Annotated in this window: 20 protein-coding genes and 1 riboswitch; of the genes, 10 read left to right on the top strand and 10 right to left on the bottom strand. The window is 62.3% G+C overall.

Annotated elements, in window-relative coordinates; all coding sequences use genetic code 11:
- Window positions 1–450: transposase (locus tag AC07VY_RS05740; protein WP_495096420.1), on the top strand; the 450-nt coding region annotated here is incomplete at its 5' end.
- 307 nt (window positions 451–757) lie between these two features.
- On the opposite strand, the gene AC07VY_RS05735 is transcribed toward AC07VY_RS05740, so the two are convergent.
- Window positions 758–2,302, bottom strand: coding sequence for a putative bifunctional diguanylate cyclase/phosphodiesterase (locus AC07VY_RS05735; RefSeq protein WP_495096421.1), 1,545 nt, complete (start codon window positions 2,300–2,302; stop codon window positions 758–760).
- Window positions 2,295–2,858 carry a heme NO-binding domain-containing protein gene (locus AC07VY_RS05730; protein WP_495096422.1) on the bottom strand — a complete coding sequence of 188 codons (564 nt, stop codon included), beginning with the start codon at window positions 2,856–2,858 and terminating at the stop codon, window positions 2,295–2,297. Before AC07VY_RS05730 ends, AC07VY_RS05735 begins: the two co-directional genes overlap by 8 nt.
- Window positions 2,859–3,202: 344 nt before the next feature.
- On the opposite strand from AC07VY_RS05730, the gene AC07VY_RS05725 reads away from it, so the two are divergent.
- Window positions 3,203–3,871, top strand: coding sequence for a hypothetical protein (locus tag AC07VY_RS05725; protein WP_495074478.1), 669 nt, complete (start codon window positions 3,203–3,205; stop codon window positions 3,869–3,871).
- A gap of 153 nt (window positions 3,872–4,024) precedes the next feature.
- Here the strand turns inward: AC07VY_RS05725 and AC07VY_RS05720 are convergent, their stop codons facing one another.
- Both AC07VY_RS05720 and AC07VY_RS05715 read right to left on the bottom strand, forming a co-directional pair.
- Window positions 4,025–6,262, bottom strand: coding sequence for an NADP-dependent isocitrate dehydrogenase (locus AC07VY_RS05720; RefSeq protein ID WP_495074479.1), 2,238 nt, complete (start codon window positions 6,260–6,262; stop codon window positions 4,025–4,027).
- A gap of 227 nt (window positions 6,263–6,489) precedes the next feature.
- On the bottom strand, window positions 6,490–6,891 hold the full coding sequence (locus tag AC07VY_RS05715; RefSeq protein ID WP_495074480.1) for a nuclear transport factor 2 family protein: 402 nt from the start codon (window positions 6,889–6,891) through the stop codon (window positions 6,490–6,492).
- A gap of 182 nt (window positions 6,892–7,073) precedes the next feature.
- On the opposite strand from AC07VY_RS05715, the gene AC07VY_RS05710 reads away from it, so the two are divergent.
- From AC07VY_RS05710 to AC07VY_RS05675, 8 genes are all read left to right on the top strand, one after another.
- Window positions 7,074–7,967 carry a LysR substrate-binding domain-containing protein gene (locus AC07VY_RS05710; protein ID WP_495096423.1) on the top strand — a complete coding sequence of 298 codons (894 nt, stop codon included), beginning with the start codon at window positions 7,074–7,076 and terminating at the stop codon, window positions 7,965–7,967.
- A 269-nt stretch (window positions 7,968–8,236) separates the two neighbouring features.
- Entirely contained in the window at window positions 8,237–8,713 is a 477-nt protein-coding gene (locus tag AC07VY_RS05705) for a hypothetical protein (RefSeq protein ID WP_495074482.1), read from the top strand.
- Between the two features lie 248 nt (window positions 8,714–8,961).
- Window positions 8,962–11,469, top strand: coding sequence for a hypothetical protein (locus AC07VY_RS05700; RefSeq protein WP_495096424.1), 2,508 nt, complete (start codon window positions 8,962–8,964; stop codon window positions 11,467–11,469).
- A gap of 18 nt (window positions 11,470–11,487) precedes the next feature.
- Window positions 11,488–13,344: a GMC family oxidoreductase gene (locus tag AC07VY_RS05695; protein WP_495096425.1), complete on the top strand. Its 1,857-nt coding sequence runs from the start codon at window positions 11,488–11,490 to the stop codon at window positions 13,342–13,344.
- Between the two features lie 35 nt (window positions 13,345–13,379).
- Window positions 13,380–13,811 (top strand): hypothetical protein, encoded by a 432-nt coding sequence (locus AC07VY_RS05690; protein WP_495074485.1) that lies wholly within the window; start codon window positions 13,380–13,382, stop codon window positions 13,809–13,811.
- A gap of 8 nt (window positions 13,812–13,819) precedes the next feature.
- Window positions 13,820–15,109, top strand: coding sequence for a hypothetical protein (locus AC07VY_RS05685; RefSeq protein ID WP_495096426.1), 1,290 nt, complete (start codon window positions 13,820–13,822; stop codon window positions 15,107–15,109).
- Entirely contained in the window at window positions 15,106–16,578 is a 1,473-nt protein-coding gene (locus AC07VY_RS05680; protein ID WP_495096427.1) for a Dyp-type peroxidase, read from the top strand. The genes AC07VY_RS05685 and AC07VY_RS05680 overlap by 4 nt, the downstream gene beginning before the upstream one ends.
- The gene (locus tag AC07VY_RS05675; protein ID WP_495096428.1) at window positions 16,575–17,801 is read left to right on the top strand and encodes a catalase family protein; all 1,227 of its coding nucleotides are present in this window, start codon (window positions 16,575–16,577) and stop codon (window positions 17,799–17,801) included. The genes AC07VY_RS05680 and AC07VY_RS05675 overlap by 4 nt, the downstream gene beginning before the upstream one ends.
- A 64-nt stretch (window positions 17,802–17,865) precedes the next feature.
- Here the strand turns inward: AC07VY_RS05675 and AC07VY_RS05670 are convergent, their stop codons facing one another.
- The 6 genes from AC07VY_RS05670 to AC07VY_RS05645 form a co-directional block, all read right to left on the bottom strand.
- Window positions 17,866–18,363 (bottom strand): GNAT family N-acetyltransferase, encoded by a 498-nt coding sequence (locus AC07VY_RS05670; protein WP_495074491.1) that lies wholly within the window; start codon window positions 18,361–18,363, stop codon window positions 17,866–17,868.
- Window positions 18,364–18,463: 100 nt separating this feature from the next.
- Window positions 18,464–19,828: an MFS transporter gene (locus tag AC07VY_RS05665; RefSeq protein WP_495096651.1), complete on the bottom strand. Its 1,365-nt coding sequence runs from the start codon at window positions 19,826–19,828 to the stop codon at window positions 18,464–18,466.
- A 654-nt stretch (window positions 19,829–20,482) separates the two neighbouring features.
- Window positions 20,483–21,553: a lactonase family protein gene (locus AC07VY_RS05660; RefSeq protein WP_495096652.1), complete on the bottom strand. Its 1,071-nt coding sequence runs from the start codon at window positions 21,551–21,553 to the stop codon at window positions 20,483–20,485.
- A 78-nt stretch (window positions 21,554–21,631) separates the two neighbouring features.
- Entirely contained in the window at window positions 21,632–22,552 is a 921-nt protein-coding gene (locus AC07VY_RS05655; RefSeq protein WP_495096653.1) for a TRAP transporter substrate-binding protein, read from the bottom strand.
- A 157-nt stretch (window positions 22,553–22,709) separates the two neighbouring features.
- Window positions 22,710–23,429: an aldolase gene (locus tag AC07VY_RS05650; RefSeq protein ID WP_495096429.1), complete on the bottom strand. Its 720-nt coding sequence runs from the start codon at window positions 23,427–23,429 to the stop codon at window positions 22,710–22,712.
- A gap of 434 nt (window positions 23,430–23,863) precedes the next feature.
- Window positions 23,864–25,381: a S53 family peptidase gene (locus tag AC07VY_RS05645; protein WP_495096430.1), complete on the bottom strand. Its 1,518-nt coding sequence runs from the start codon at window positions 25,379–25,381 to the stop codon at window positions 23,864–23,866.
- Between the two features lie 66 nt (window positions 25,382–25,447).
- A riboswitch (cyclic di-GMP riboswitch) is annotated at window positions 25,448–25,539 on the bottom strand.
- Window positions 25,540–25,587 lie beyond the last annotated feature (48 nt).

The raw sequence follows: 25,587 nt of genomic DNA, 5'->3' as shown, positions 1-25,587 counted from the left end.
TTTGATAAAACAGACTTCGTCTACATCGCCAAGCAGGACGCGTACCGTTGCCCAGCGGGTGAACAGGCGATCTATCGGTTCAGCGGCATCGAGAAAGGCCTCAATATACATGTCTACTGGCCAAGTGCCTGCCATCAATGCGCACTCAAATCTCAATGCACAACCAGCAGTTTTAGGCGCATACGCCGATGGGAACACGAAGATGTTCTGGAACGCATGCAGCAACGATTGGACCGCAAGCCCGATGCGATGACGCTACGCCGGAGCACCGTCGAACATGTCTTCGGAACCTTGAAGCACTGGATGGGCTGGACGCACTTCCTGACGAAGACCATTGCGCATGTGGGCACGGAGATGAGCTTGCATGTGCTGGCCTACAACATGAAGCGGGTGATCAATATCCTGGGAATGGAGAAGATGATGAAGGCTATGAAGCCGGCGGGGGCATGAGCCCTTATAGGCCTTTATAAGCCGTCAAAAACACGATTCTCGGCCCCTGCAAGCCACACCAGACGCACTTGGCGCGCTTTGTGGGATTGTGAGAAAGAAACCGGGTTTACGATGTCTGGGCCGAATCGTAAGAGGATTGTTTAGCTGTTTTCACACAGCCTCGGCCCATATCACCCATTCACGGCCCAGCGAGATCGAGCAGTTCCTCTAGCAACTCTGGCCACGTTGATCAAAGTTCGATGGCCTTCACTTGAAAGTACCTGCAGCGCAGATAAACCCTGCGCTAGCAGCTACTATTTTGGAAGCATTAAAGCGCTGCAGCGGGTGTGAACAAGGCGGCCAGATCGCGCTGCGGCCGCGCGTGCAGATAGCCTTGCTGGGCCGCGCAGCCAGCCTCCAACAGGTAGTGCGACTGCTGCAGCGTCTCCACGCCTTCGGCCACGACCTGGATCTTCAGGCGCGCCGCCAGGGCCAGAATGCATTCGGTCAGCGCCCGCGCGGACTCGTCGCGCTCCACGTCCACACTCAGCGTACGGTCCAGCTTGAGGAAGTCGCACGGTAGCTGGCGCAGCAGCGAGAAGTTGGAATAGCCCACACCAAAATCGTCTATCGCAATGCGCATGCCCTGGGCATTGAGCGCAAACAGCATGGAGCGGGTCAGGTCGGTGTCCTGCAGCAGCGCGGTTTCCGTCAGCTCGATCACCAAGGCCCGGGCCGGGAATCCGATCTGGGCCAGCAGCAGAGGCAAGGCGCGCAGGGCCCAGCCCGCGTTGAATTGGGTGGGCGACACATTCACCGCAAGGTAGTCCAAGGCGCCGCTGATCACCAGGGGCAACGCTTCGGACAAGGCGCGGCGCAACATGTTTTCCATCATCACGTCGAGCAGGCCCAGCTCTTCCACCGTGCGCAAAAAGGCCTGGGGCGACCGCACTTCGCCACCGGAGACATGCCAACGCGCCAGCATCTCCACGCCGCTGTGGCGCCCCAGGTCACAGCGAAACACGGGCTGGAACCAGGGCTCGATATGGTCGGCCAGCACGGCTTCACGCACCTCGTTTTCATGCCGGGCGCGGTGCTCCACCTCGATGCGCAGATTGGGCTCGTAGCAGGTCACGCGGGCACGCCCCATGCGCTTGGACGCGTACAAGGCCAGGTCCGCATTGCCCAGCAGAGTGCCGGCCGGCTCATCGGGCAGCTCGGCCGACGCCAAGCCGATGGAGCAGTAGCATGGAATGCTGGCACCATTGAACAGCACCGGGCGGCACAGCACGGCCAGCAGCCGCTGCGCCAACCGCAGTCCGTTCTGCTGGGCTCCTATGTTCTTGGCGATGACCGCGAACTCGTCCCCGCCCAGTCGGGCGACCAAGTCGCCGGTGCGACCCGCATCGTCCGGCCGCAAGGCCTCGGACAGGCGGTGCGCCACCTCCACCAGCAGGGCGTCGCCGGCCTGGTGGCCCTGGGTGTCGTTGACGTGCTTGAAGTTGTCCAGGTCGATCAGCAGCAGCGCCACGCCGGCCCGCATCGCATGCGTATTGCTCAGGGTGTCGTCCAGCCTACGGGTGAATGCGGCCCGGTTGGCAATGCCGGTCAGGGCATCGGTTTCGGCCTGCACCACGGCGGCCTGGCGCGCGGTGCGCAGCTCTTCGGTACGCACCTCCACGCGTTGCTCCAGATCGTTGGCCAGGGCGCTGAGTGCCAGATTGGCCTCATACAAGGCCCGCGATTTTTCTTCCAGCAGGTGCTCTGCCTCGACGCGGGCACGCCGCTCCCGGTCCAGCCGCGCCTCCATGCGGCGCACGCGTTCGGCTAGCGCGGCAACGCTTGGGTCAGGCGTTGGGGTGTCGCTAGGCATGGTCAGGTGTGTCGCCCGCCACGTCGATCACGAAACGCACCACGGGCCCGTCCTCACTGTCGTAGGCCTGGGGTTGAACATGGACCTGGACGCCAAATTGCTGGGCCGACCCCTGGATCAGCCCCACGGCAAGGTCGCTCATCTGGCGTGGACTGCGGTAGTCCAGCACCAGGCGCGAAGCGCTACGTTCCAGCGCGGTAAAGGTGGGTAGCTCGGCGTCTGGGTAAAGCTTTTGCACCTCTTTGTGAATGTGCTCTTCTATGCTTTCCAGAAAGTCGAAAAAATGGCTGCAGCGGGCAAAAAATGCGGGGTAACCCCTGGCAAAACTCCCGCTCAGATGGACGCCAAAAGCCTGTACCAGCTCGGGCGCAGCTGCCCCCGTCTGCTGCGCCAGTGCATTACACAGCGCCACCAGTTCGCCATGGTCATAGGTGCCTACGGATGTGTATGCGCCGCCGCTGGGCAAGGCACTGGCGTCGATGATATCGTCCACCATATCTTCGCCATAGCGTTGGGCCACAAAGCCAAGAAACTCGGTAAAAACAATACCTTTCACAATGGCTCTCCATCGAAGTGAATCGCGTGCAGGTACTACACAGTGTAACGATTTGTGCACTCTGCGGGGAGGTCTGATGACAGGGCATGCATGCACGTAGACAAAAGCGCCAGGCGGGTCCATGCGTAAGGCCGCCTAGCGCAAAAGTCACATGCAAAATAGTGTTCCCACGCTTTCAAAATATGCGCCAGCTGCTATATATTGAAGAGCAATTGGGTTTTAGCTTTGCGTCCCTAAAACGAAGCAAGCCGCTTCCCCAAACAGCCCCGGACATCCACATAATGGGGCAGCCCCCGCGCTACCAGAGCACGGGTACTTCCATCCAAGGACTAGCAGCACGCCACATGTTTGCATTTCTCAAAAGATTCCAGCGCCCCGCAGCCGTGACCGCCCAGCCCCTGGCAGAGCCGTCTTTGCGGCGCATGGATCTGGAGGAGCGCAAGGCCTACCGCAAGGAGCGGCTGTACCAGTCGATCCGCGAGTCGTTTTTGTCGATGGAAGTGGTGTCGAATATGTACCGCTTCAAGCTCATGCCGGTGGACGAGCGGCACCACCGCTTCATCGCCATGGTGGATGTGGCGAAATCGTTCGCCGCTGGGGCCCACGGCAAGGGCAAAAGTTTTGCGGCCATGGAACACAGCCTGCGCACCGATGCCTTCAAGCGCTACGGCGTGCTGATAGACGGCGTGTACTGGCGCGTCAGCGAGACCGAGGACCAGTTTGAGCGCCGCACCCGCGCGGGCGACCCGGCGCGTAGCGGCAGTTTCGAGCCGCCCAAACCGGTGGCGACTAGCGCCGCCACAGCCGCCAACGGCCACCAATCGATGCCGATACTGTCGCGCCGCACCTACCAACCCGTTTCGCCCGCCGAGCAGATAGCCTTCATGGAAGCCCTGCAGCGCGGCAAGGCGCCGCCTGCGATACGCGTGGGCGAGCAGGAATACCAGTCCGACCTGATGCCACTGGAAGGCGGCAACATGACGGGTGGCACGCAATACGGCAAGCTGCACTGAAATCCATTTAAGCAAAATCAGGCTCTGGCACAGATTCCACCTGCGCAAGCAGCTACCAATTCCATAGCACACAAGAAAATGCCACACGGCAGCCTGGGCTGGCGTGTGGCACGTATACGCATGGCGGCACTGCGCGGTCTGCGCAGCGGGCTATCAGGCGGCGACGGTTTGCAGTGCTGCGTTCAGCGTGGCGCTGGGGCGCATCACGGCATCGGTCTTGGACACGTCAGGCAGGTAGTAGCCGCCGATGTCCACCGGTTGGCCTTGCACCGCATTCAGCTCGGTCACGATCTTTTGCTCGTTCTCAGCCAGCAGCTTGGCCAAGGGGCTAAAGCGGGTTTGCAGCTCAACGTCGTCGGTCTGGGCGGCCAAGGCCTCGGCCCAGTACAGCGCCAGGTAGAAGTGGCTGCCGCGGTTGTCCAACTGGCCGGTCTTGGGCGAGGGGTTCTTGTTGTTATCCAACAGTTTGCCTGTGGCGGCATCCAGCGTCTTGGCCAGCACCTTGGACTTGGCGTTGCCGGCCTTGATGCCAAGGTCTTCCAGGCTGACAGCCAGGGCCAGGAACTCGCCCAGCGAATCCCAGCGCAGGTGGTTTTCTTCCACCAGCTGCTGCACGTGCTTGGGGGCCGAGCCGCCCGCACCGGTTTCGTACATGCCGCCGCCGGCCATCAAAGGCACAACCGACAGCATCTTGGCCGAGGTGCCCAGTTCCATGATGGGGAACAGGTCGGTCAGGTAGTCGCGCAGGATGTTGCCGGTGGCGCTGATGGTGTCCTGGCCGCGGATCACGCGCTCCAGGGTGTAGCGCATGGCGCGGACCTGGCTCATGATCTGGATGTCCAGACCAGTGGTGTCGTGCTCGTGCAGGTACATCTTGACCTTGGTGATCAGCTGCGCTTCGTGCGGACGGTAGGCGTCCAGCCAGAACACCACGGGCATGCCGGAGTTACGCGCGCGGCTGACAGCCAGCTTGACCCAGTCGCGGATGGCGGCGTCCTTGACCTGGCACATGCGCCAGATGTCGCCCTGCTCCACGTTCTGGCTCAGCAGCACTTCGCCGGTAGCCAAGTCGGTGATGTTGGCCACGCCGTCTTCGGGGATTTCGAAGGTCTTGTCGTGCGAGCCGTATTCCTCGGCCTGCTGGGCCATCAGACCGACGTTGGGCACGGTGCCCATGGTCTTGGGGTCGAAAGCGCCATGCCATTTGCAGAAGTTGATGATTTCCTGGTAGATGCGGGCAAAGGTGGATTCGGGCATGACGGCCTTCACGTCCTTCAGGCGGCCATCGGCACCGTACATCTTGCCGCCAGCGCGGATCATGGCCGGCATGGACGCATCAACGATGACGTCGTTGGGCGAATGGAAGTTGGTGATGCCCTTGGCCGAGTCCACCATGGCCAGCTCGGGGCGGTGCTCGTGGCAGGCGTGCAGGTCGCGCTTGATCTCGTCCTGCTTGCTTTGCGGCAGGGTGGCGATCTTGGTGTACAGGTCGGCCATGCCGTTGTTGACGTTGACGCCCAACTCCTTGAACAGATCGCCGTGCTTTTCGAACGCGTCCTTGTAGAAGATCTTCACGCAGTGGCCGAACACGATGGGGTGGGACACCTTCATCATCGTGGCCTTAACGTGCAGCGAGAACATCACGCCGGTCTTGTGTGCGTCTTCAATTTCTTTTTCATAGAACTCGACCAGCGCCTTCTTGCTCATGAACATGCTGTCGATGACTTCACGGTCCAGCAGCGAGACCTTGGGCTTGAGGATGATGGTCTTGCCGCTCTTGGTCAGCAGTTCCATCTTCACGTCGCGGGCCTTGTCCAGCGTCAGCGATTTTTCACCGTGGTAGAAGTCGCCATGGTGCATGTGCGACACGTGCGAACGCGAAGCCTGGCTCCACTCGGCCATGCTGTGCGGGTTCTTGCGGGCGTATTCCTTCACGGCCTTGGGGGCGCGGCGATCGGAGTTACCTTCGCGCAGCACGGGGTTTACCGCGCTGCCGGTGCACTTGGAGTAGCGCGCACGGATGGCTTTGTCTTCGTCGGTCTTGGGATCTTCGGGGAAGTCGGGAATCGCGTAGCCCTTGGCTTGCAGTTCCTTGATACAGGTTTGCAGCTGGCCCACGGATGCGCTGATGTTGGGCAGCTTGATGATGTTGGTGTCGGGCAGCAAGGTCAGGCGACCCAGCTCGGCCAGGGTGGCAGGAACCTTCTGGTCGTCGGACAGGAACTCGGGAAACTCGGCCAGCACACGGGCTGCCACGGAAATGTCGCTGGTCACCACTTCGATTCCGGCTGCCGCCGTGAAAGACTGAACGATGGGCAACAACGAGTAGGTTGCCAGACGCGGCGCTTCGTCGGTCAGGGTGTAAAAGATCTTGGATTTTTCGGCAGCCATGGTTCGTCCTCTAGTGCATTTAACAAATGTGTGAGCCGCTCGCAGCGGTTAAGCGGAGTCGCTTGCGCGACCGCCACATCCCAAGAGTCTACTTGAGGGTGCACGTGCTTCCAGGCGTCAGGCATTGCGCTAACACAGAAATAACCCATCAAATATGCATTCGACGCATACAAACCATGCACAGCAAGCTATTATTTAGATAGCACGTAAACCTGCGTGTAAAACCGTTAAGCGTACTTATCACCCACCTCGGCGCGGATGGGATGGGTGTCGTAGACGATGGTCATGCGCGCGATACGGCCCTCGGGGTCGAAGTCAAACACGTCAGCGCAGTCGAAATGCACCATGCTCCCGTCCTTCAGTTGCCAGTGGTAGACGAAATAGCCCACAGCCCGTGCCGCACCCTGCGCGCTGACCAGGATGTCCAGCGTCTCGATACGGCTCTGGCCTGAGGCGTCGCGTACCTTGGTGAAAAACGGGTGCGGCGCCATCCACCCGAGAAAGGGTGAAAACACCTGGGCGTCGGCGCTGAACAGTGCGCTCAGCGCGTCCACGTCGCCGCGCTCCAGATGGGCCAGGTACTGGGCCACGGTGTCAACGTAGGGGCTGTTCAATGTGGAGGGGGTCATGTGGTCTTCTTTCTGGTGGTGGAACGAAACCTGGGCCTGCGGCCCAGCCGACCCAACCGCTGCCATTCCATGCAAAATAGGAATGCCTTCGCGATGGGTTTTGTGAAATTCTAGGAATAACGCCTGCTATAACCTAACGAAAAATTCGCCGACACCCCATGCGTTCAACGCATGCCTTAACCATGCCATCCGAACTCCCACCGCTGTATGCCTTGCAGGCTTTTCTGAGCGCCGCGCAGTTGGGCAGCTTTACCCGCGCGGCCACGGCCTTGCACCTGACGCAAAGCGCGGTCAGCCGGCAGATCCTGCTGCTGGAAGACTTCTATGGCTGCCCGCTGTTCGTGCGGCAGGCCAAGGGCTTGGCGCTCAGCGCCGAAGGCAGCCAGTTGCTGCCGGCCGTGCACGATGCCTTCAACACGCTCAAACAGGCCACGGCCCAGCTAGCAAAGGCCCGCGGCGTGCTGACGCTGCAGCTGCCGCCCACCTTTGCATCGCGCTGGTTTCTGCCGCTGCTGCCCAAGCTGCGGCAAGCCCTGCCCGACCTGGAGGTGCGCATTGCCACGCACTGGGGCGACGCACCGGACTTCAGCAGCCCCGGCGTGGATGCCATCGTGGCCCATGGGCGTGGCGGCTGGCCGCAACTGGTAGAGGTGGCCCTGATGCAGGAAAAGCTGACGCCGCTGTGCGCCCCCGCCCTGCTGCCGCAGCTGCAAAGCCCCAGCGACCTGGCCCGCTACACGCTGCTGCACCCCGACCCACGGCTGCGCGAATGGGCGCTGTGGTTGCAGGCAGTGGGCCAGCCCGTACCGACGCCGGGCCAAGGCCAGGTTTTCGACACGCTGGACATGGCACTTTCCGCCGCCACACGGGGCCTGGGCGTGGCGATTGCCGACCCTGCCCTGCTGCGCGAGAGCCTGGATGACGGCGTGCTGGCCATGCCGTTTGCCCAGCAGGTGCCCAGTGGCATGTCTTACTTTTTGACCTACCCGGCCCACCGCGCGGAGCAACGCAAGCTGCAGGCATTCCAGGCCTGGCTGCTGGCGCAACTCAACACACCGCACGCAAGCGCCAGCTAGCCCGTCCTGCCTGGCCGGCTTTACCACACGGAAACACGGGCCGGCATGCCACCATTCGCCTCACAAGAAATAGGCCTCCAGCGCACATATAACCTGCGCAAGTAGCTATTTTTAAAATAGCAAATACCAAGCCTCGCAGTGCAGCATGGACTGAGGTTTTTAAGCGCCGCCTAAGCCTGCAGCGCAAAGATTTCGCCACACCCAAGCAGTGCAAGGTGCGGCGCACTGCAATTCCTCGCCGCACCAACTTTGAGGATTGGAGAAACCCCATGACATTCGCCACAATGCACGCCACCACCCGCCGCATCCGGCGCACGGCCCTGGCCGCTGGCCTGACCACCCTGGCCCTGGGCGTGGGCCATCTGCATGCCGAAACCTTGCTACCACCTGTACACCACAGCGGAGCTGTGCAGTACCTCAGCGGCGGCATCGGCGACGGCGAGGCCAGCGCCATCCAAAGCGCCAGCAAGCAATGGCCGCTAACGCTGGAGTTCGCCATCAAGACCCGCCACGGTGCCGAATATGCGGCCGACGTGGCCGTCAAAGTCCGCGACACCCATGGCCAGACCGCGCTGGACACCCAGGCCCAGGGCCCCTTCCTGCTGGCCAAGCTGGCGCCCGGCGCCTACAACGTGGACGCGACGCTGGACGGCAAAACCCTGCACCAGCAGGTCGTGGTGAAGTCCGGCCAGCCCGCCAAGGCCGTAATGGTCTGGCCTAGCGGCACCGACAACACCCCGGCCTGAGTACAGCCCCGCCTGTAAGCCACGCCGCACGCCACACGCAGCTTGGCCGGCGTGGCTTTATCCATCTTTCAAGGGATGCCTGCTGCCACATCTCGGCCTAGACTACCTCCGCGCATACCAGAACTTTACTTTTCGACAAAGAAGGCGCAATGTTTACAACTTGCGAATTCGATAACTAGTAGGCAAAAGCTGCATTTTTTACGCAGCTGCGGCTGGCTTGTTCTGAGCAGAGTCAACGGGAGATGGCAATGGCATCGAATGGCTGTAAAACAAGAATCCCTTGGCTGCTGGCACTGGCGCTGCTGCTCGCGGCCTGTTCCAAAGGACAGGAACCGGGCGCCGTGCTGGATGAGGCCCTGCAGGCCGGGCGCAACGGCAAAAGCTTTCCCCATGCCAGCGAGGACTACTTCCACGACATGGACGGCGCCGTGGCCCTGTCGCCCGAAGAAATCACCGGGCGCAATATGTGGCTGGTCTGGACCGGTGGCAATGACCGTATGTGGAACCAGCTGACCAACTACACCTTTGGCGCCTTCGACCTGCTGAAGATGGTCAGCTCCCACCCCAGCCAGGGCTACACCCGCGACAGCCGGTGGAGCTACCTGGGCCTGGTGAACGAACCCTGCTTTGAAAAGGCTACCGGCCCCGACCCCAAGCACCAGGGCCTGTGGCTGGACCAGCGCAGCAAGGGCTGCACCCCTGACCCGTTCGAGAACGCCAGCAAGTACCCCGGCGTAGCCATAGGCGCGCGCGGCAACCCGCTGCCCGTGGGCTCGTTCTACGGCGAAGCCACCGGCATCATGGGGCTGCGCCTGTTCCCCAACCCGGCATTTGACGAAAAGGCGGCCAAGGAATGGAACGCCGAGAAGTACTACACCGACCCCAGCTACTACAACCGGCAGGACCTGGTGCGCCCCTACCGCGTGGGCATGTCCTGCGGCTTCTGCCATGTGGGGCCCAGCCCGGTAAACCCGCCGGACGACCCGGCCCACCCCAAGTTCGCCAACCTCAGCTCGTCAGTCGGCGCGCAGTACATGTGGGTGGACCGGCTGTTCATCCACAACGCCAACAAACCCGAGGGGCAGAAGAACTATATGTTCCAGCTGGCGCATACATTCCGCCCCGGCGCCATGGACACCTCGCTGATCTCCACCGACAGCATCAACAACCCGCGCACCATGAACGCGGTGTACGACTTCGCATCCCGCATGGGCCTGGCCAAAAACCTGTGGCATGAAAAGCTGACCGGCGGCGAGCGCGACAACAAACAGTTCAACGACTTCTTCACCAGCGGCCCGCTCACGGAGTTCTATGACAAAGCCAGCGGCACCACACGTACACCCCATGTGCTGAAAGACGGTGCCGACTCGGTGGGCCTGCTGGGCGCGCTGAACCGCGTGTACCTGAACATCGGCCTCTTCAGCGAGGAATGGTTGCTGCACTTCAACCCCGTGGTCGGCGGCAAGACCATCACGCCGATCCAGATTGCGGTGGCGCAAAAGAACTCGGGCTACTGGCAGGCCACCGAGGCCGGTACACCCAATACCGCGCTGTTCTTCCTGAAAGCCGCGCAACCCGATCATCTGAAAGACGCCCCCGGTGGCGCAACCTACCTGGCCGAGGACAGCACCACGGTAGAACGCGGCAAAGAGGTGTTTGCCGACACCTGCGCGCGCTGCCACTCCAGCAAGGCCCCCACCCCACCGCCCGAGCTGGCGCTGGACCCGGACAAATGTGCCGGCGCCGGCTACCTGGCCTGCTTCAAGCGCTACTGGGGCTGGACGCAGACCGATGGCTACAAGGCGCAGATGCGCCAGATCGTGCAGGCCCCGGACTTCCTGCAGGGCAACTACCTATCCACCGAGGCGCGCATACCGGCCACGCTGCTGCGCACCAATGTCTGCAGCCCGCTGGCCACCAATGCCCTGGGCGGCAATATCTGGAACGACTTCTCGTCCACCTCGTACAAGCAGCTGCCATCGGTGGGCACGGTCACGTTGAACGACCCGTTCACCGGCGATCTGGTGCCCTATGCCATGCCGGCCGGCGGGCGCGGCTATACCCGCGTGCCGTCGCTGATCAGCATCTGGTCCACCGCGCCGTTCCTGCTGAACAACAGCCTGGGGCCATTTGACTCCAGCCCCTCGGTGGCCAGCCGCATGAAAGTTTTTGACGCCTCCATCGAGCAGCTGCTGTGGCCCGAAAAACGCGAGCGTGACAGCGTGCTGGGCAATAAGGTACCCGGCACCATAGACCGCACCACCCAGCGCAGCGAGGTCATCATCCCCGACGGCTTCATGCCCGATGCGCTGCAGCCGCTGCAGGGCATGCTGCACCGCTGGTTCCCCAAGCTGATCGGCTCGGGCAGCGACGTGGTGCTGGGCCCCATCCCCAAAGGCATGCCCGTGAACCTGATCGCCAACCTCAAGCTGCGCAGCGAAAGCAGCGACCTGGGCGACAAAGCTGTCCAGGTGCGCGACGTGACCGAGATGGCACTCAAGCTCAAGGCCGACCTGCTGACCGCCCCCGAGAACGCCACGGACGAACAACTGCGCGACAAGTTCGCCAACCTGCGCGCGCCCATGCTGCGCCTGAGTAAATGCCCGGACTTTGTGGTCAATCGCGGCCACTACTTTGGCACCGCAGCATTCAACGAGCAGGAAGGGCTGAGCGCAGACGAGAAGTCATTCGGAACCGAGCCAGTTTTGAGCGACGACGACAAGCGCGCGCTGATCGCCTTCATCAAGACCTTCTAAGCGCCCATACCCCACCAAATGACCGACGCCGAAAGACGACCATGGGACTACATCATCGTCGGATCGGGGGCAGGTGGCGGCACGCTGGCAGCGCGCCTGGTAGAAGCCGGCATGCGGGTTTTTTTGCTGGAGGCCGGCGGTGACCCGCGTACCACGGCGGGGCCGCGTCTGCCCGATGACTACGACGTACCCGCCTTCCACAGCTTTGCCTGCGAGAACGAAGCCATGGCGTGGAATTTCCAGGTACGCCACTACGGCGACGAGGCACGCCAGCTGCGCGACCCCAAGTACAACGCCAGCCGCCAGGGTTTGCTCTACCCTCGCGCGGCCGGCCTGGGCGGCTGCACCGCGCACAACGCCATGATCTTCATGCGCCCGCACGATTCCGACTGGAACCACATCGCCGAGCTGACCAGTGACCGCAGCTGGCAGGCCCGCCACATGCAGCGCTATGCCGAACGTGTGGAGTCCTGCCACCACCGCCCGCTGTGGCGCGCCCTGCGCCACCTGGGCATCAACCCCACCGGCCACGGCTGGAACGGCTGGCTGCACACAGAGCGCGCCATCCCGCTGGAGGCTCTGGGCGATGCGCAAATGGTGGGCCTGGTGTCACAGACCGCGCGCACATTCACTGGCGGCCTGGCCCATCCGCTGCGTAGCGCCCTGCGCTGGCTGCGTGGCAAGGGCGACCCGAATGCGCGGCCCTGGGGCGGCGGTAGCTTTGAAGGCCTGTGCTATACCCCCACCAGCACGGTGCAAGCCAGCCGGTTCGGCACCCGCGAGCGCCTGCTGCTGGTCGCCGCAAAGCACCCGGGCCAATTGCACATCGAGCTGGATGCCCTGGCCACACGGGTGCTGCTGGGGCCGGATGGCAGGGCCGAAGGCGTGGAATTCCTCAAGGGTGCGCGCCTGTACCGCGCACACAGCCAGGCCAGCAGCAGCCCTGGCCGACGCCAGCAGGTACGCGCCATGCGCGAAGTGGTGCTGTGTGGCGGGGCCTTCAATACACCGCAGCTGCTGATGCTCTCGGGCATAGGCCCAGCAGACGGGCTGCAGGCCCACGGCATTCCACTGCAGGTGGATTTGCCTGGCGTAGGACGCAATCTGCAAGACCGCTACGAGGTAGCCGTAACCCACCGCATGGCCAGGCCCTGGCAGGCACTGGCCGGCGCCCGCTTCATGCGGGGCGACCCACAGTGGCAGGAATGGCATGCCCAGCGCAGCGGCATGTACGCCACCAATGGGGCCGCCGTAGGCCTGGTGCGCCGCTCGTCCGGCCACCAGCCGGAGCCAGACATCTTCTGCATGGCCCTACCCGCCCGCTTCGAAGGCTATGCGCCGGGTTTCTCGCAGCTGATACGCCAGCACAGCGACCGGCTTACCTGGGCCGTGCTGAAGGCCCACACCCTGAACCGCGCCGGCCGCATCACCCTGCGCTCGGCCGACCCGCGCGACACGCCACAGGTCAACTTTCACTACTTTGAAGAAGGCAGCGATGCCACGGGCAGCGACCTGCAGGCCGTGGTGCAGGCCATACGCTTTGTGCGCAGCCTGACCGCGCCACTGCTGGCCCGTGGCCTGGTCGCCGAGGAGTGCCTGCCCGGCCCCCAGGTGCAAACCGACGCAGCCCTGGCCGACTACGTGCGCAACACCGCCTGGGGCCACCACGCATCCTGCTCCTGCCCCATAGGTGCAGCGAAGGATGGCGGCGTGCTGGACAGCCGCTTTCGCGTGCACGGCACACAAGGGCTGCGGGTGGTGGACGCATCGGTGTTCCCGCGCATACCCGGTTTTTTCATCGCGTCGGCGGTCTATATGGTGGGTGAAAAAGCCGCCGATGTGATGCTGCAAGACGCAGCGCAAGCGCCCACCTAGTTTTTTTACAGCGGGCAACCGCACAAGGAGAAAGCATGGCCTACGACGTAAAACAACTGCTGGCGATGAGCCAGGTGCAGCTAGACGATTTGTTCCGGGCCAGCCCGGCAGGCGACATCCCCAATGGCTCGGCCAACGGCACGGCCATCATTGCGCCCGGCACCAAGTACACCGAACATATTGCCCATCTGATCAATATGTTCGGCTGGCAAGGCAAGGTGTTTGACGCCGAAAAAGGCCTGCTGAAAAACAAGGTGCTGGTGTTCGGCTTCGAAGCCGTGCTGGCCAAGGTCTACAAGGACAAGAGCTGGCTGGACGGGCAGGAATGCATCGTGCTGGACTACTCCGACACATCGGTCATCGCCCACTACATCCGCGACGAAATCCGCCTGATCGGCCCCAACTTCTACCTGGGCAAGGTGTATTGGGGCAAGGAGCGGCTCATCGACTTCTGCCTGCAGTTCTAAAGGTCGCCGTGACCCCACAGTCGCAATTCACCGTGGTGGCGCCGCTGGCCAAGGGGCGCGAGATCAGCTTGCGTAACTTGCTGGATGGCATGAACGCTAGCCCCGGCATGGCCGATGCCCATAACCCGGTGCTGCCGTTCGCCCGTTTCCAGCAGTTGCACTTTGCGCGCCTGGTACTGCTTGACGACGCGCTGCAGATAGACCTGGAGACACTGGGCCTGCCACGCCCGCGCCTGCCGACCTACCTGGCGTTCATGGGCGACTGCGACGGCGCGGCACAGGACTGCCTGGCCGATCTGGTGCAGCACGCGAGCGACGGGCTGCGGCGCATCTTCGCCCACTGCGCCGGCTTTGACGCCACCGCTGACCTGCTGGGCTGGATGCTGGCACATGACCGCCCGATTGCCGCCCGTTACGTCCATTGGCTGGGGCGCAGCGTGCAGCAGATCCAGCAGGAAAGCACGCTGCAGCGCGCCCTGTCGGCACGCCTGCCACGCTCCAGCGCTGCCGATGCGCAAACCGTGCGACGTGCACTTCAGTCGGTGGTCGAGACCGAGATACAGGCCGGCCGGCTCACGCTGACGCCGCCACCGCCCACACCGCTGGCCTGGTGCCTGGGCCAGCTGCTGCATCTGCTGGCCGTGCCACTGGCAGGGCTGGCGTTGCTGCCCCTGCTGGTGCTGCTGTCACCCTGGCTTGTCTACCAGTTGCGCAGCCGCGAGGAAACCGATGTGGAAATCTGCCCCCGACCCGACCCGGCCGACCTGCAGGCACTGCAAGACCTGGAGGACTTCGACGCCAGCAACCAGTACACCGCATTGGGCGCAGTCAAGCCCGGGCTGTTCCGCCGCTGGCTGGTGACGCTGCTGCTGGTGCTGATTGACTACGCCTGCCGCCATGTGTTCACCCGTGGCCATCTGGCGCGCGTGCAGACCATCCACTTCGCTCGCTGGGTGTTTCTGGACGACAAAAGCCGTGTGCTCTTCACCAGCAACTACGACGGCAGCCACCAGGGCTATATGGACGACTTCATCAACAAGGTGGCCTGGGGCCTGAACCTGGTGTTCAGCAACGGCCTGGGCTGGCCGCGCACACGCTGGCTCATCCTGGGTGGCGCGCGGCAGGAGCAGGTCTTCAAGTACTACCAGCGCCGCCACCAGATCCCCACCCAGGTCTGGTACAAGGCCTACCCGGGCCTGACGCTAGCCGACATGCAGCGCAACCAGCGCATCCGCGAAGGTCTGCAGCGCCCCCATATGACCGACGCCCAGGCACAGGCCTGGTTAAGGCTGCTATGAGCACAACCCACCCCGCCGCACCAGTCGAACTGGATGACATCCAGGGCCTGCTGCGCTTTGGCTACAAGCACCACAGCCAGGCCTGCTTTCTGCTGCTGCGCGTGAAGGACCCGGCCGCCGCCCGCGCCTGGCTGGCCAGCGCCCCCGTGACCAGTGCTGCACCGACCGAACCACCGCCGGCCACCGTGCTGCAGATTGCCCTGAGCAGTAACGGCCTGCGTGCACTGGGCGTGCCGGCGAAGGTGGTGGATGGGTTTTCTACCGAGTTCATCGCCGGCATGGGCGGTGACCCCAGCCGCTCCCGCCGCCTGGGCGACGTGGGCGCCAACGCGCCCAGCCAATGGGCGTGGGGGGCCGACGCCAAGCTGCCCCACGTGCTGGTGTTGCTATACGCCCTGCCCGGTCAAATGGACGCCTGGCAAAGCGCGGTGGAAGCGCAATGCGCCGCTGGCTTCGACACACTGGCCCGCCTGCGCTGTAGCGAGCGCGGCGACCACGAGCCTTTTGGCTTTATGGACGGCATCTCCCAGCCCCTGCTGGACTGGAGCCGCGACCGCCCGGTGCGCGATGCCGAGCAGCTGAAGTACACCAACCTCAGCTGCCTGGGCGAATTCCTGCTGGGCTACCCCAATGAATACGGCGGCTACACCGACCGCCCCTTGCTTAGCCAACAGCAAGATCAAGTAGGTTTATTGCCGCGTGCGGAAAACCAGCCCGACTACGCCGACCTGGGCCGCAACGGCAGCTACCTGGTGCTGCGCCAGCTAGAGCAGGATGTGCAGGGCTTCTGGCAATGCCTGCACGCCCAGGCCGACGGCGACACGGCGCGGCAGGAGCAACTGGCCGCCGCCATGCTGGGCCGCACACGCGACGGCCAGCCGCTGCTGCCCAGCACTCCAGCAGACGACCTGAACGCCTTCGACTACAGCGACGACCCACGCGGCACGCAATGCCCACTGGGCGCCCACATACGCCGCGCCAATCCACGCAATGCCGACCTGCCGGCGGGTGCTCCCGGCCTGCTGCCGTGGCTCACGCGCACCCTGGGTTTTGATGCCGCCGCGCTGGAGCAGGACCGCGTGCCCTCCACCCGCTTCCACCGCCTGTTGCGACGCGGCCGCGCCTATGGTCAGGACGGGCCGCCCGGTGAAACGCCTACCGGCCTGCACTTCATATGCCTGGGCGCCAACATCGCCCGGCAGTTTGAATTCGTGCAGGGCGCCTGGCTGAACTCACCGCATTTCGACGGCCTGCAGGGCGAGAACGACCCGCTGCTGGGCAACCGCGCGCCCGGGCTGGGCAGTGGCGTGGTGGATGGGTTTTCCATGCCCCAGGCCCAAGGGCCGGACCAGCGGCTCAGCGGCTTGCCGCAGTTCGTCACCGTGCGCGGCGGTGCCTACTTCTTTCTGCCCGGCATCCGCGCACTGCGCTACCTGGCGCACCTTGGTGATAAGGGAGAGACACCATGAATTCCAACACCAGCCGCCCGGTGCCGCGCGCCAACACCGGCTCGACCGTGAAGAACTGGCTGTCTGACACCTCGCTGGCACTGATCCAGCTGGAGCGCCGCATCGACCCCTTCATCCGCCCCGCCTTCGATGCCCTGCTGCGCGACCCGCTGGCCCGGCTGACCACGGCGCTGATCAACGCCCAACGCCCCAACGAGGGCCTGAAGATCGCCGAAGAAAAGCTGCTGCCCGGCGAGGAGGCTTTCGTCGACTCCATCATCCAGAGCTTTCAGGAGCAGATGCGCGCGCTATGGAAACCCGGTGGCTTCGAGCGCGGTGGCAACACCAAGACCCAGGGCATCGTGCGCGCCGAGTTCATCGTGCACGACAACCTGCCTCCTGCGCTACGCCACGGCATCTATGCGCAACCGCGCAGCTACCCGGCCTGGGTACGCTTCTCGGGCCCTGGCCCCTATATCACACCGGATATTGACGACGTAGGCTTCATGAGCATCAGCGTCAAGCTCATGGATGTGCCCGGCCCCAAGCTGATGGATGAGGAGAAGTTCACCCAAGACATGTTCGGCGTGTCGCCGCCCACCTTCGTCACCCCCGACGTCATGGCCAACGCCCAGCTGCAAAAGACCAGCCTGCAGAACGCGCAGATCTTCTACTTCTTCAACCTGCAGCGCACGCACATCCTCGACGCCATCATGCAAGGCCTGTGGACCAAGACGCAGAGCAGCCCGCTGGAGGCGCCCTACTTCAGCTGCGTGCCATACTTACTGGGCGAGGGCCAGGCCATGCAGTATTCCTTCTGGCCCAAAAGCACGCAGCGCACGCCCATACCCCGCCTGCCGCTGCGCCCGCCGGACGACTACCTGCGCGCCGCCATGGTCCAGTCACTCGCCATGGGCGACGTGGAGCTGGACGTGCGCCTGCAGCTGCAAACCGACCCGCACCTCATGCCGATTGAAAATGCAGCCGTGCTATGGCCCGAGCGCCTGTCTCCCCGCATCAGCGCCGCCACACTGCGTATTCCGCGCCAGCAGTTCGACTCGCCCGCCCAGATGGAGTTTGCCAAGCGCCTGTCATACAACCCCTGGCACAGCATCGCCGAGCACCGCCCCCTGGGCAACCAGAGCCGCGCCCGCAAACGCATGTACTACGAGCTATCCAAGCTGCGCCACCAGATGAATGCGGTGCCACACTTCGAGCCTACGGGCGATGAAAAGTTTGAATGAAATATGCCTCTAGCGCAGACATTACCTGCGCAGGCAGCTTCATTATTGATAGCAAGCGTCGTGCTCAGGCCAGCAACTGCTTGAACATCACATAGGCATCCACATAGCCGCGCTGCCGGTGCTGAAACGCTCCGGGCAAAGTGCCCACGATGCGAAAGCCCAGCTTCTGCCAGAGGCGTACCGCGCCCTCATTGGTGGACACAACCAGGTTGTACTGCATGGCCCGAAAGCCCAGGCGCAGGGCTTCGGCCTGGGAGTGCTCGCACATCAGCGACGCAATGCCCTGGCCGCGCGCCTGGGGCGACACGACGTAGCCGCAGTTGCAGACATGCGCGCCCAGCCCGGGCTGGTTGGGCTGCAGCTTGTAGGTGCCGATGACTGTGCCATCGTCCGCGCAGGCTACATAGGTGGCCAGAGGCGCATCCACCCATATGGCGCGGATCTCGGCCTCGCTGCTTTCGGGGGCATAGGCATAGGTGTCGCCGCTGGCGAATGTGGTCTGCAGCAAAGGCCAGACGCTGGGCCAGTCGGCGGGCTGGAAGGACCGGATAGTGTGGGGCATGGTGAATCAAAGAATGAAATACGTGCCGTACAAACCTGTTTGCCTACGGCACTTCAAATATCCACGATACCAGGCCGGGCAAGCCCTCAACACCCACACTTCAGGCGTGTTGGATTTCAATGCGCTTGATGTCCTGCACGATGACCAGGTAGGACAGCACGGTCACCAAGGCATTCACGCCCACAAACACCAGCGCCCCATTGAATGAACCCGTAGCGGCCAGGATGTAGCCGATCACGATGGGCGTCACAATGCCGGCCACATTGCCAAACATATTGAAGATGCCGCCAGCCAGACCAATCACCTCACGTGGTGCAACGTCCGCCATGACGGCCCAGCCCAGTGCGCCAAAACCCTTGCCAAAGAATGCCAGCGCCATCAGGCCCACGATCATCCAGTCCGAATCCGTGTAGTTGCACAGAATCATGCTGGACGACAACAGCATGCCCACCACGATGGGCGCCTTGCGGGACAGGGTCAACGAATTGCCCCGTCGTATCAGCCAATCGGAAACAGCGCCACCCAATACGCCTCCGGCAAAGCCACAAATAGCAGGGAGCGACACCATGAAGCCCGCTTTCAGAATCGACATATGCCGTTCCTGCACCAGGTACACCGGAAACCAGGTCAGAAAGAAATAGGTCAACACGTTGATGGAAAACTGGCCCAGATTGATACCCACCAACATGCGGTTGGTTAGCAACTGCTTGACGTAATGCCAGGTCATTCCTGGGGGCAAGGCAGTTGCCTTGGGCCCGCCGCCTTCGTCCATATGGATCAGGCCGCCGCCGGCCTCGATATGCGCAAGCTCAGCCCGGTTGACGCCCTTGTGTTTGGCCGGGCTGGTAATCACTTTCAGCCAAACAAAAGCCAAGGCAATGCCCAGCGCGCCCATGAACAGGTAGACCGAGCGCCAGCCGTACCAATGCGTCATGGCGGCCATCAAAGGAGGAAACACGGCAGCGGCCAGGTACTGTGCTGCATTGAAGATCGCCGAAGCAGTGCCACGCTCCTGGGTGGGGAACCAGCTCGCGACCACTTTGGCATTGGCCGGAAATGCGGGAGCCTCGGCCATACCGACAAAAAAGCGCATCACGAACAAGGTTGCAACTGCAACTGCGGCGCTACCCACTACACCCACCAGTGCTTGTAGTGCGGTGAACAGAGACCACAAGAAGATGCTGGCCGCATACACCCTGCGTGGGCCAAAGCGGTCCAACAACCAGCCCCCCAGAACCTGCGACAGCACATAAGCCCAACTGAACGCCGAGAAGATGTAGCCCAGCTGGACGGTATCGAAACCAAATTCGGACCGCATCATTGGCCCAGTGATCGACAGCGTGGCCCGGTCCGCATAGTTCACCGTGGTCACGATAAAGATCATCAGCAAGATGCCGTACCGGACATGGCTACGCTTGGCCACTGATGCGACTTGCTGCGAGGGGTCACCCGGGTTGATGGTCATATCAAGTTTTTGGCTCATATCGCATTGGCTGTGTGTTCCATCGCCCGCTGGGCCATGAACTCAAGGGTGAAAGAGGCCCCTGCAGTGTGAATGCAGCATTCATGCTGCAGAGGGTGGGGTCGCCTGCAACACCGGATCGATGTGTTTGACTCCCCGTACATCATCTGTTGTCTGACAACAAAACCATTGTTCCACTGGCTGATTGAACAATGACTAGTACTTACCCTTAATATCACGCTTGAAAGTGCCGAGCCTTCGCCGCCCAACTGGCAGGCTTCTGCATGCATTTGTTATAGGACATCGTATGACAATAAAAACCACAACCACTGAATATTGCGGTTACTCCCTGCTGCAGCCGTGCGGAAGCGTCGAATCAAGAGTTCATCAGGAGCTAATGCGCAACGCACTTCCCTGCCCATACTTTGCGATGCGTGCCGCGGTTCTGGCCCTAGGGGGGAGCGACGGCTTCGCCTTGCTGTAGCTGGAAGGTTCCCACCAACTCGGTCAACTTCTGCGCTGGTTCACGCTAGCTTCCGGCTACGGCCGTCGACTACCATGCCAAGTCGGTGTTGTGCGGGGTCATCTGGTCCTGCTGCAGACACAACCCCGATTGAAGAGAAAAAAGCAGTGCTGCTGGATGCAAATTTTCAGCGCTCAGGGCAGATCCACGATTTCGATCCAGTTTGGATTCTTGCCAACGGCCAAACGTTGGGGCTGCCCCAGCGCACCACTTGCAGCATCCACAGGATGGACCGAAACGCTATTGGAGTCTTGCCCAGCCGAGATCAGGAATCGGCCACTGGAGTCGATCGCAAAGCCGCGTGGCGACTGCTCGGTAGGCGCCTGCCCCAGGGGCTGGAGCAAGCCGGTGCTGGGGTCTACCCGGAATGTGGAAATGGTGCTGGAAGTCCGCTCCGATGCATACAGAAAACGGCCGTCCGGGCGCAGGTGCAGATCTGCCGCCCAGGGCTTCCCGGTGAACCCCGCAGGCAGGGTTGTGGTGCGTTGCAACTCACGCAGCGTGCCCCGCGCACTGTCCCATGCGTACACATACAAAGATGCATCCACCTCGTTGACAAGGTAGACAAAGCGCTGGGCCTTGTCCCAGACGAAGTGGCGGGCGCCGGACTTGGGTGCATTCACGGTCAACGCAGGCTCATTCGGAGTGAGCTGGCCCGTGGCTGCATCAAAATGCCAGCTGGATATGGTGTCCCCACCCAAGCTGGTGGCCAGCACGTATTTGTTGCTGGCATCGGCATGGATGGCATGGGCAAACGGAGACGTAGGAATGAGCTGCTGCACTGCGCCCACTACACCATCTTTGCCCACACTGTTCACGGTAATTTTGTGCCCTGGATAAGAGGCCGCAAACAGCCAGCGGCCCGTTGCATCCAGGTCAATATTGGCCATGCTGTCGGCCAATGCGGATTCACCCAGTTTGCGTAAATGACCATTACTCGCGTCTATAGCAAAGCTGACCACGCGGTACGGCTGCGACCGCAGTGCCGCGTAGAGAAAGTGCTTGTCCGCGCTGACAACCATGGGCATAACGGTCCCGGCTACAGCAACCGTTTCCACCGGTTTGAGCACGCCTTGGCTTCTGTCTAGCTCCAGCACAGAGATGTCCTGGCTGTCCGCGTTCGACACATAAACCATGGTGGTCGCTGCAGCGCTACCGGCAAGCGCCAGCAGACCTGCGCCCAGCAACAAACCGGCGCGCTGCATGGATGGGTTAAAAGTGGCCAAAGGAGTTTCTCCGGTCAAGGTTGGAAGATATTGATTTGCGTGGCCCGGGAGGCCGCGCTATTGGTTGCCAATGATTTCAAACAACTCACCTCGCACCGAAGGATCGCCCATGTACTTGCCGTACAGCGGAGACATCTTGCGGATATAGGGCGAAAAATCTTTCACGTTGGACAGCTGCACACCATCTTTCAGTACCGCAGCCCGTGCAGTGGCAACCCGCTTTTCCCAAAGGTCGCGCATCAACAAGGCCGAGCTTTGACCGGCCTTTTTAAACACGGCTTTTTCTGCATCGCTAAGCCGATCCCACAGCTTGGTAGACACGACCAAGGCTTCGGGTGAAATCACGTGGTTGGTCTGCAGCATGTACTTGGCAGCCTTGTACTGGCCGGTGGACTCGTAAGACACCATATTGCCCTCGGCACAGTCTACTTTGCCCTGCTGCAAGCCATCGAGCACGTCTTTGTAAGGTATCACCACAGGCGTGGCGCCCAACAGCTTGACCATTTCGATGTACACCTCGGACTGTTGCACCCGGATCTTTTGCCCGACCAGCTCCTCCAGCCGGGTGATGGGCTTGTTGGCACAGAAGATGGAGCGGGCGCCACCGTTGTACCAGCCCAGCACCACAAACCCGGAGGCCTGCAATTGGGTCGCCAAATGGTCACCAACCTTGCCGTCCAGATAGCGGAACATATGCGCCGTATCCGTGAACAGGAAAGGCAGGTTGAAAGCCTTGAGGCCCGGCGCCACATCGGACAATGGACCGGAGTTGAACTCGGCGACATCCACCTCACCTGCTTTGAGCATAGCGACCGCCTTGGGCTGGTCGCCCAGACTGCCGTTGGAAAACAGCTCAATCTTGTACTTGCCCTTGGTCTGGGTCGCCACTTCCGCAATAAAGCTCTTCATGGCCTCCGTGACCGGATAACCATCTGGATGGGTATTCCAGGCCCGCAAAGCGGTTTGCCCCCACCCCATTCCGCTTAGCAGAAGCAATCCCGAGAAGATGCAAGCCCGTGTTGTTTGAATCATGGCGACCTAGTGAGATGGTGCCTTGGTCGGCACCCGGCTGATACGACTTGTTACACCATGATACCCCAACCTTGAGCACATCCGACCTCCGATCACCAAGGGTTTACACAGTACGCCGCAAGGCTTCAAAGAACAGCTCGGACTGCAAACGCTCGCCCAGCGTCTGTTCACACACGCGCTGGGCCAGCGCGGGATCTATGGGCCGCAGGGCACGGCCGGTGGATTGCGCCAACACCTGGCTCATGCAGGCGCGCTCCAGGTAGTACAGGTCGTCATAGGCATAGTCCATGCGCGCACCGCAGACCACCACGCCGTGGTTGCCCAGGAAGGCGATTTCGGCGCCCCGCATCACACCGGCAATGCGCTCGCCTTCCGATGCGTCCAGCGCCAGGCCGTTGTACTCCGTATCCACCGCAACACGGCCGTGGAAGCGCATGGCGCCCTGCGACAAACAGGTATCCAACGCGCGGTCGCTGGTCAGGGTCAGAGCGGTGGCGTAAGGCATATGGGTGTGCAGCACGCAGGCCTGGCCGCACAGGCGGTGGATGGCCGCGTGGATGAACATGGCGGTCGGCTCCACCGCATGGCGCCCGGCCAGCTTGTTGCCCAGGGCGTCGATCATCACGATGTCGTCCGCGCCAATCTCGCTCCACAGCAGGCCGCGCGGGTTCAGCAAGAAGCGGCCCGACTGGTCGGGCAGCTCCACGCTGAAATGGTTGCACACGCCCTCGGCCAGGCCGTGGTGGGCGGCCGCGCGCAGGGCCAGTGCCAGGTCGGCGCGCAGTTGAAGTACCTGGGGAGAATCAAAGTCCAATACCGGCATTACATGTCTTTCAAGGTTGGGGAATGTTTGTCGCGGATTGTGTGGGCGCCTGTTCCGCGCGGGCCAGCCGATGGGGGAATCGGTGCAAATACTGGTAAGAATTATTGAGGCACTGCAATGGAACAATTCACCGTATCTAGCCAAACTATGGTGCTTTTCAGCCAAAACGAATGGGCAAAATAGTTGTATTACCCATACCGAGGCACGCGCGAGGGGTTTTCATCCAACAACAATGTGCGCAACTTCAAAAGCACGTTTGACATGCACCACTCGAAGTTCGAAACCAAGATCGCGCTGCCCGAGCTCCTGCGTGAATTTATAGGAAATCGGCCTCTGGCGCAGATAGTACCTGCGCAGGCAGCTATATCTTCAATAGCAAATAAAAAAACCCACGGTATCCGAAGACACCGTGGGCTGAGCACCATCGATGGGGTTTACTGCTTGATCGCGCTGAGCAAGCCCAGCAAGGCCGTACCGTTCGGGCTGCCCAGGCCGGTGCTGCTGTCGTAGCCAGTCGTGGCTTTGCAGGTGCTGCAAGTGCCGTTGGAGCCGCTGGTCACATCCAGGAAGGACTGGGCGTACGAGGTAGCGCTGGGCAACACATTCAGGTACAGCGCGCTGTGCACGCTGCTCAGCACCGGCAGGCTGGACAAGGCACGCTGGGCGCTGGCAATGGCCAGCAAACCGGCCCATTCGGGCGCTGCAATGCTGGTGCCGCCACCGGACATGAAACCAAAAGCACTGCCCGGCACGGTAATGCCCACGTACTGGCCGGTATAGGGATCGGAATCAATGGCCACATCGGCCACGCGGCGCTTGGTGATGCTGGAAGACAAGGCCTTCTGGTATGTCGGCACAGCGGTATAGGCACTGGTGCCGCCGCCGGTGCCGGTCCATACCACTTCAGACCGGGTGCTGCCGTTATAGGTCAGCGAAGTGCCGCCGGTGGCCAGTACCTTGGCGGACACGGCCGGCCAGTTCACCGCCGCGCCGGCATCACCGGTGGATGCCGTGTACTGCATACCCGAGACCTGGAACAGGCTGTCCACCGATGCAGTCCATGAGCCTTCCAGCGCGCCAAAGCTCATGCTGACCACGCCCGAGCCCATGTTGTTGGCCACAGTAATGGCATTGGCCAAGGCCGACAGCGAGGACGATGCCGCCTCGATCAGGACGATGCGGGCCAAGGGCGCAATCGCATGGGCCGACTCCACGTCCATCGCAATCTCGGCCGCCCAGCTGGCGTTGTAGGCCGGCGCAGTCGCCGTACGGCCACTGGTGGCGCCCGCATACACCACGCTGAAGGTGCAACCAGCCGCGGTGCTGGCCGCCGCCAGAGGCAGGCTGGCAGTCGCGGAAATGGTCACGCTGGTGCAGCCAGGCAGGTTCAGGCGAGAGCTGTAGGTGTTCAGGTCTGAAAACGTATTCGGGTTGTGGTACGCGTCCACGATGTAGATGGTCTGGCCGGCGCCCAGGGCGGCACGCGCCGCTGCGGTGGACACCACGCCGGTGGCGCTGACCGCCGGCAACTTATAGGCGGCGCGGATCTGCGCCGGGGTGTAGACGGTGACGGTGGACGCAGCCCGCGCGCTGATGGTGCCGGCATTTTCCACTGCCAACCGGCGCGCCACTACCGCCTCGGAAGCCACGGTTTCGGGCAGCAAACGGGCTGTGACCATGCCTTCCATGGCGGGCAGCACGGTCTCGGTGCGCACTACGTCCGGGTCGCTAGGTACCAGGGACGGGTCGCTGATATCTACCGGCGCGGTATGGAAGGTGGGCAACACCTCGGTCGTCACGCTGGACAACGCAGCCACGGGGTCCGATTCCGCGCTAGCCGTCACATCACCGCCGCCACCGCCGCAAGCGCTCAGCACCAGTGCCGCCAGCAGAGACAAGCCGCCGCCTGCGCAACGTGCCGTGGAACGAGAAAAGGTATAAGTTTTCAGCATGTCGTCACCTTGGTTTACAAGAACAAAAGGGCGACAGTGCACAGAGAAGAGTTTGACGTCACTCTGTACGGCAACCCCGCTGGCATGGCGCTGGAACCCAGCACCGAAGCCCGGTGGCTTTGCGTCCCCGGCTTTCGCCAGGTTTGCCCTTGTCAGTTTTGCTTCACAGAAGCCGCCTACTGACCGCGGCACCAGGGCGAATTTCA

The organism is Rhodoferax sp. GW821-FHT02C08 (assembly GCF_059421805.1).
This window is presented reverse-complemented; position numbering and strand designations above follow the sequence as displayed.

Bases quoted from the DNA above. Each gene is read 5' to 3' on its own strand.
- AC07VY_RS05665 (WP_495096651.1), bottom strand. From the start codon at position 19,828: ATGACCATCAACCCGGGTGACCCCTCGCAGCAAGTCGCATCAGTGGCC.
- AC07VY_RS05655 (WP_495096653.1), bottom strand. From the start codon at position 22,552: ATGGGGTGGGGGCAAACCGCTTTGCGGGCCTGGAATACCCATCCAGAT.
- AC07VY_RS05695 (WP_495096425.1), top strand. From the start codon at position 11,488: ATGACCGACGCCGAAAGACGACCATGGGACTACATCATCGTCGGATCG.
- AC07VY_RS05690 (WP_495074485.1), top strand. From the start codon at position 13,380: ATGGCCTACGACGTAAAACAACTGCTGGCGATGAGCCAGGTGCAGCTA.
- AC07VY_RS05670 (WP_495074491.1), bottom strand. From the start codon at position 18,363: ATGCCCCACACTATCCGGTCCTTCCAGCCCGCCGACTGGCCCAGCGTC.
- AC07VY_RS05680 (WP_495096427.1), top strand. From the start codon at position 15,106: ATGAGCACAACCCACCCCGCCGCACCAGTCGAACTGGATGACATCCAG.
- AC07VY_RS05650 (WP_495096429.1), bottom strand. From the start codon at position 23,429: ATGCCGGTATTGGACTTTGATTCTCCCCAGGTACTTCAACTGCGCGCC.
- AC07VY_RS05725 (WP_495074478.1), top strand. From the start codon at position 3,203: ATGTTTGCATTTCTCAAAAGATTCCAGCGCCCCGCAGCCGTGACCGCC.
- AC07VY_RS05720 (WP_495074479.1), bottom strand. From the start codon at position 6,262: ATGGCTGCCGAAAAATCCAAGATCTTTTACACCCTGACCGACGAAGCG.
- AC07VY_RS05645 (WP_495096430.1), bottom strand. From the start codon at position 25,381: ATGCTGAAAACTTATACCTTTTCTCGTTCCACGGCACGTTGCGCAGGC.
- AC07VY_RS05735 (WP_495096421.1), bottom strand. From the start codon at position 2,302: ATGCCTAGCGACACCCCAACGCCTGACCCAAGCGTTGCCGCGCTAGCC.
- AC07VY_RS05705 (WP_495074482.1), top strand. From the start codon at position 8,237: ATGACATTCGCCACAATGCACGCCACCACCCGCCGCATCCGGCGCACG.
- AC07VY_RS05710 (WP_495096423.1), top strand. From the start codon at position 7,074: ATGCCATCCGAACTCCCACCGCTGTATGCCTTGCAGGCTTTTCTGAGC.
- AC07VY_RS05715 (WP_495074480.1), bottom strand. From the start codon at position 6,891: ATGACCCCCTCCACATTGAACAGCCCCTACGTTGACACCGTGGCCCAG.
- AC07VY_RS05660 (WP_495096652.1), bottom strand. From the start codon at position 21,553: ATGCAGCGCGCCGGTTTGTTGCTGGGCGCAGGTCTGCTGGCGCTTGCC.
- AC07VY_RS05700 (WP_495096424.1), top strand. From the start codon at position 8,962: ATGGCATCGAATGGCTGTAAAACAAGAATCCCTTGGCTGCTGGCACTG.
- AC07VY_RS05675 (WP_495096428.1), top strand. From the start codon at position 16,575: ATGAATTCCAACACCAGCCGCCCGGTGCCGCGCGCCAACACCGGCTCG.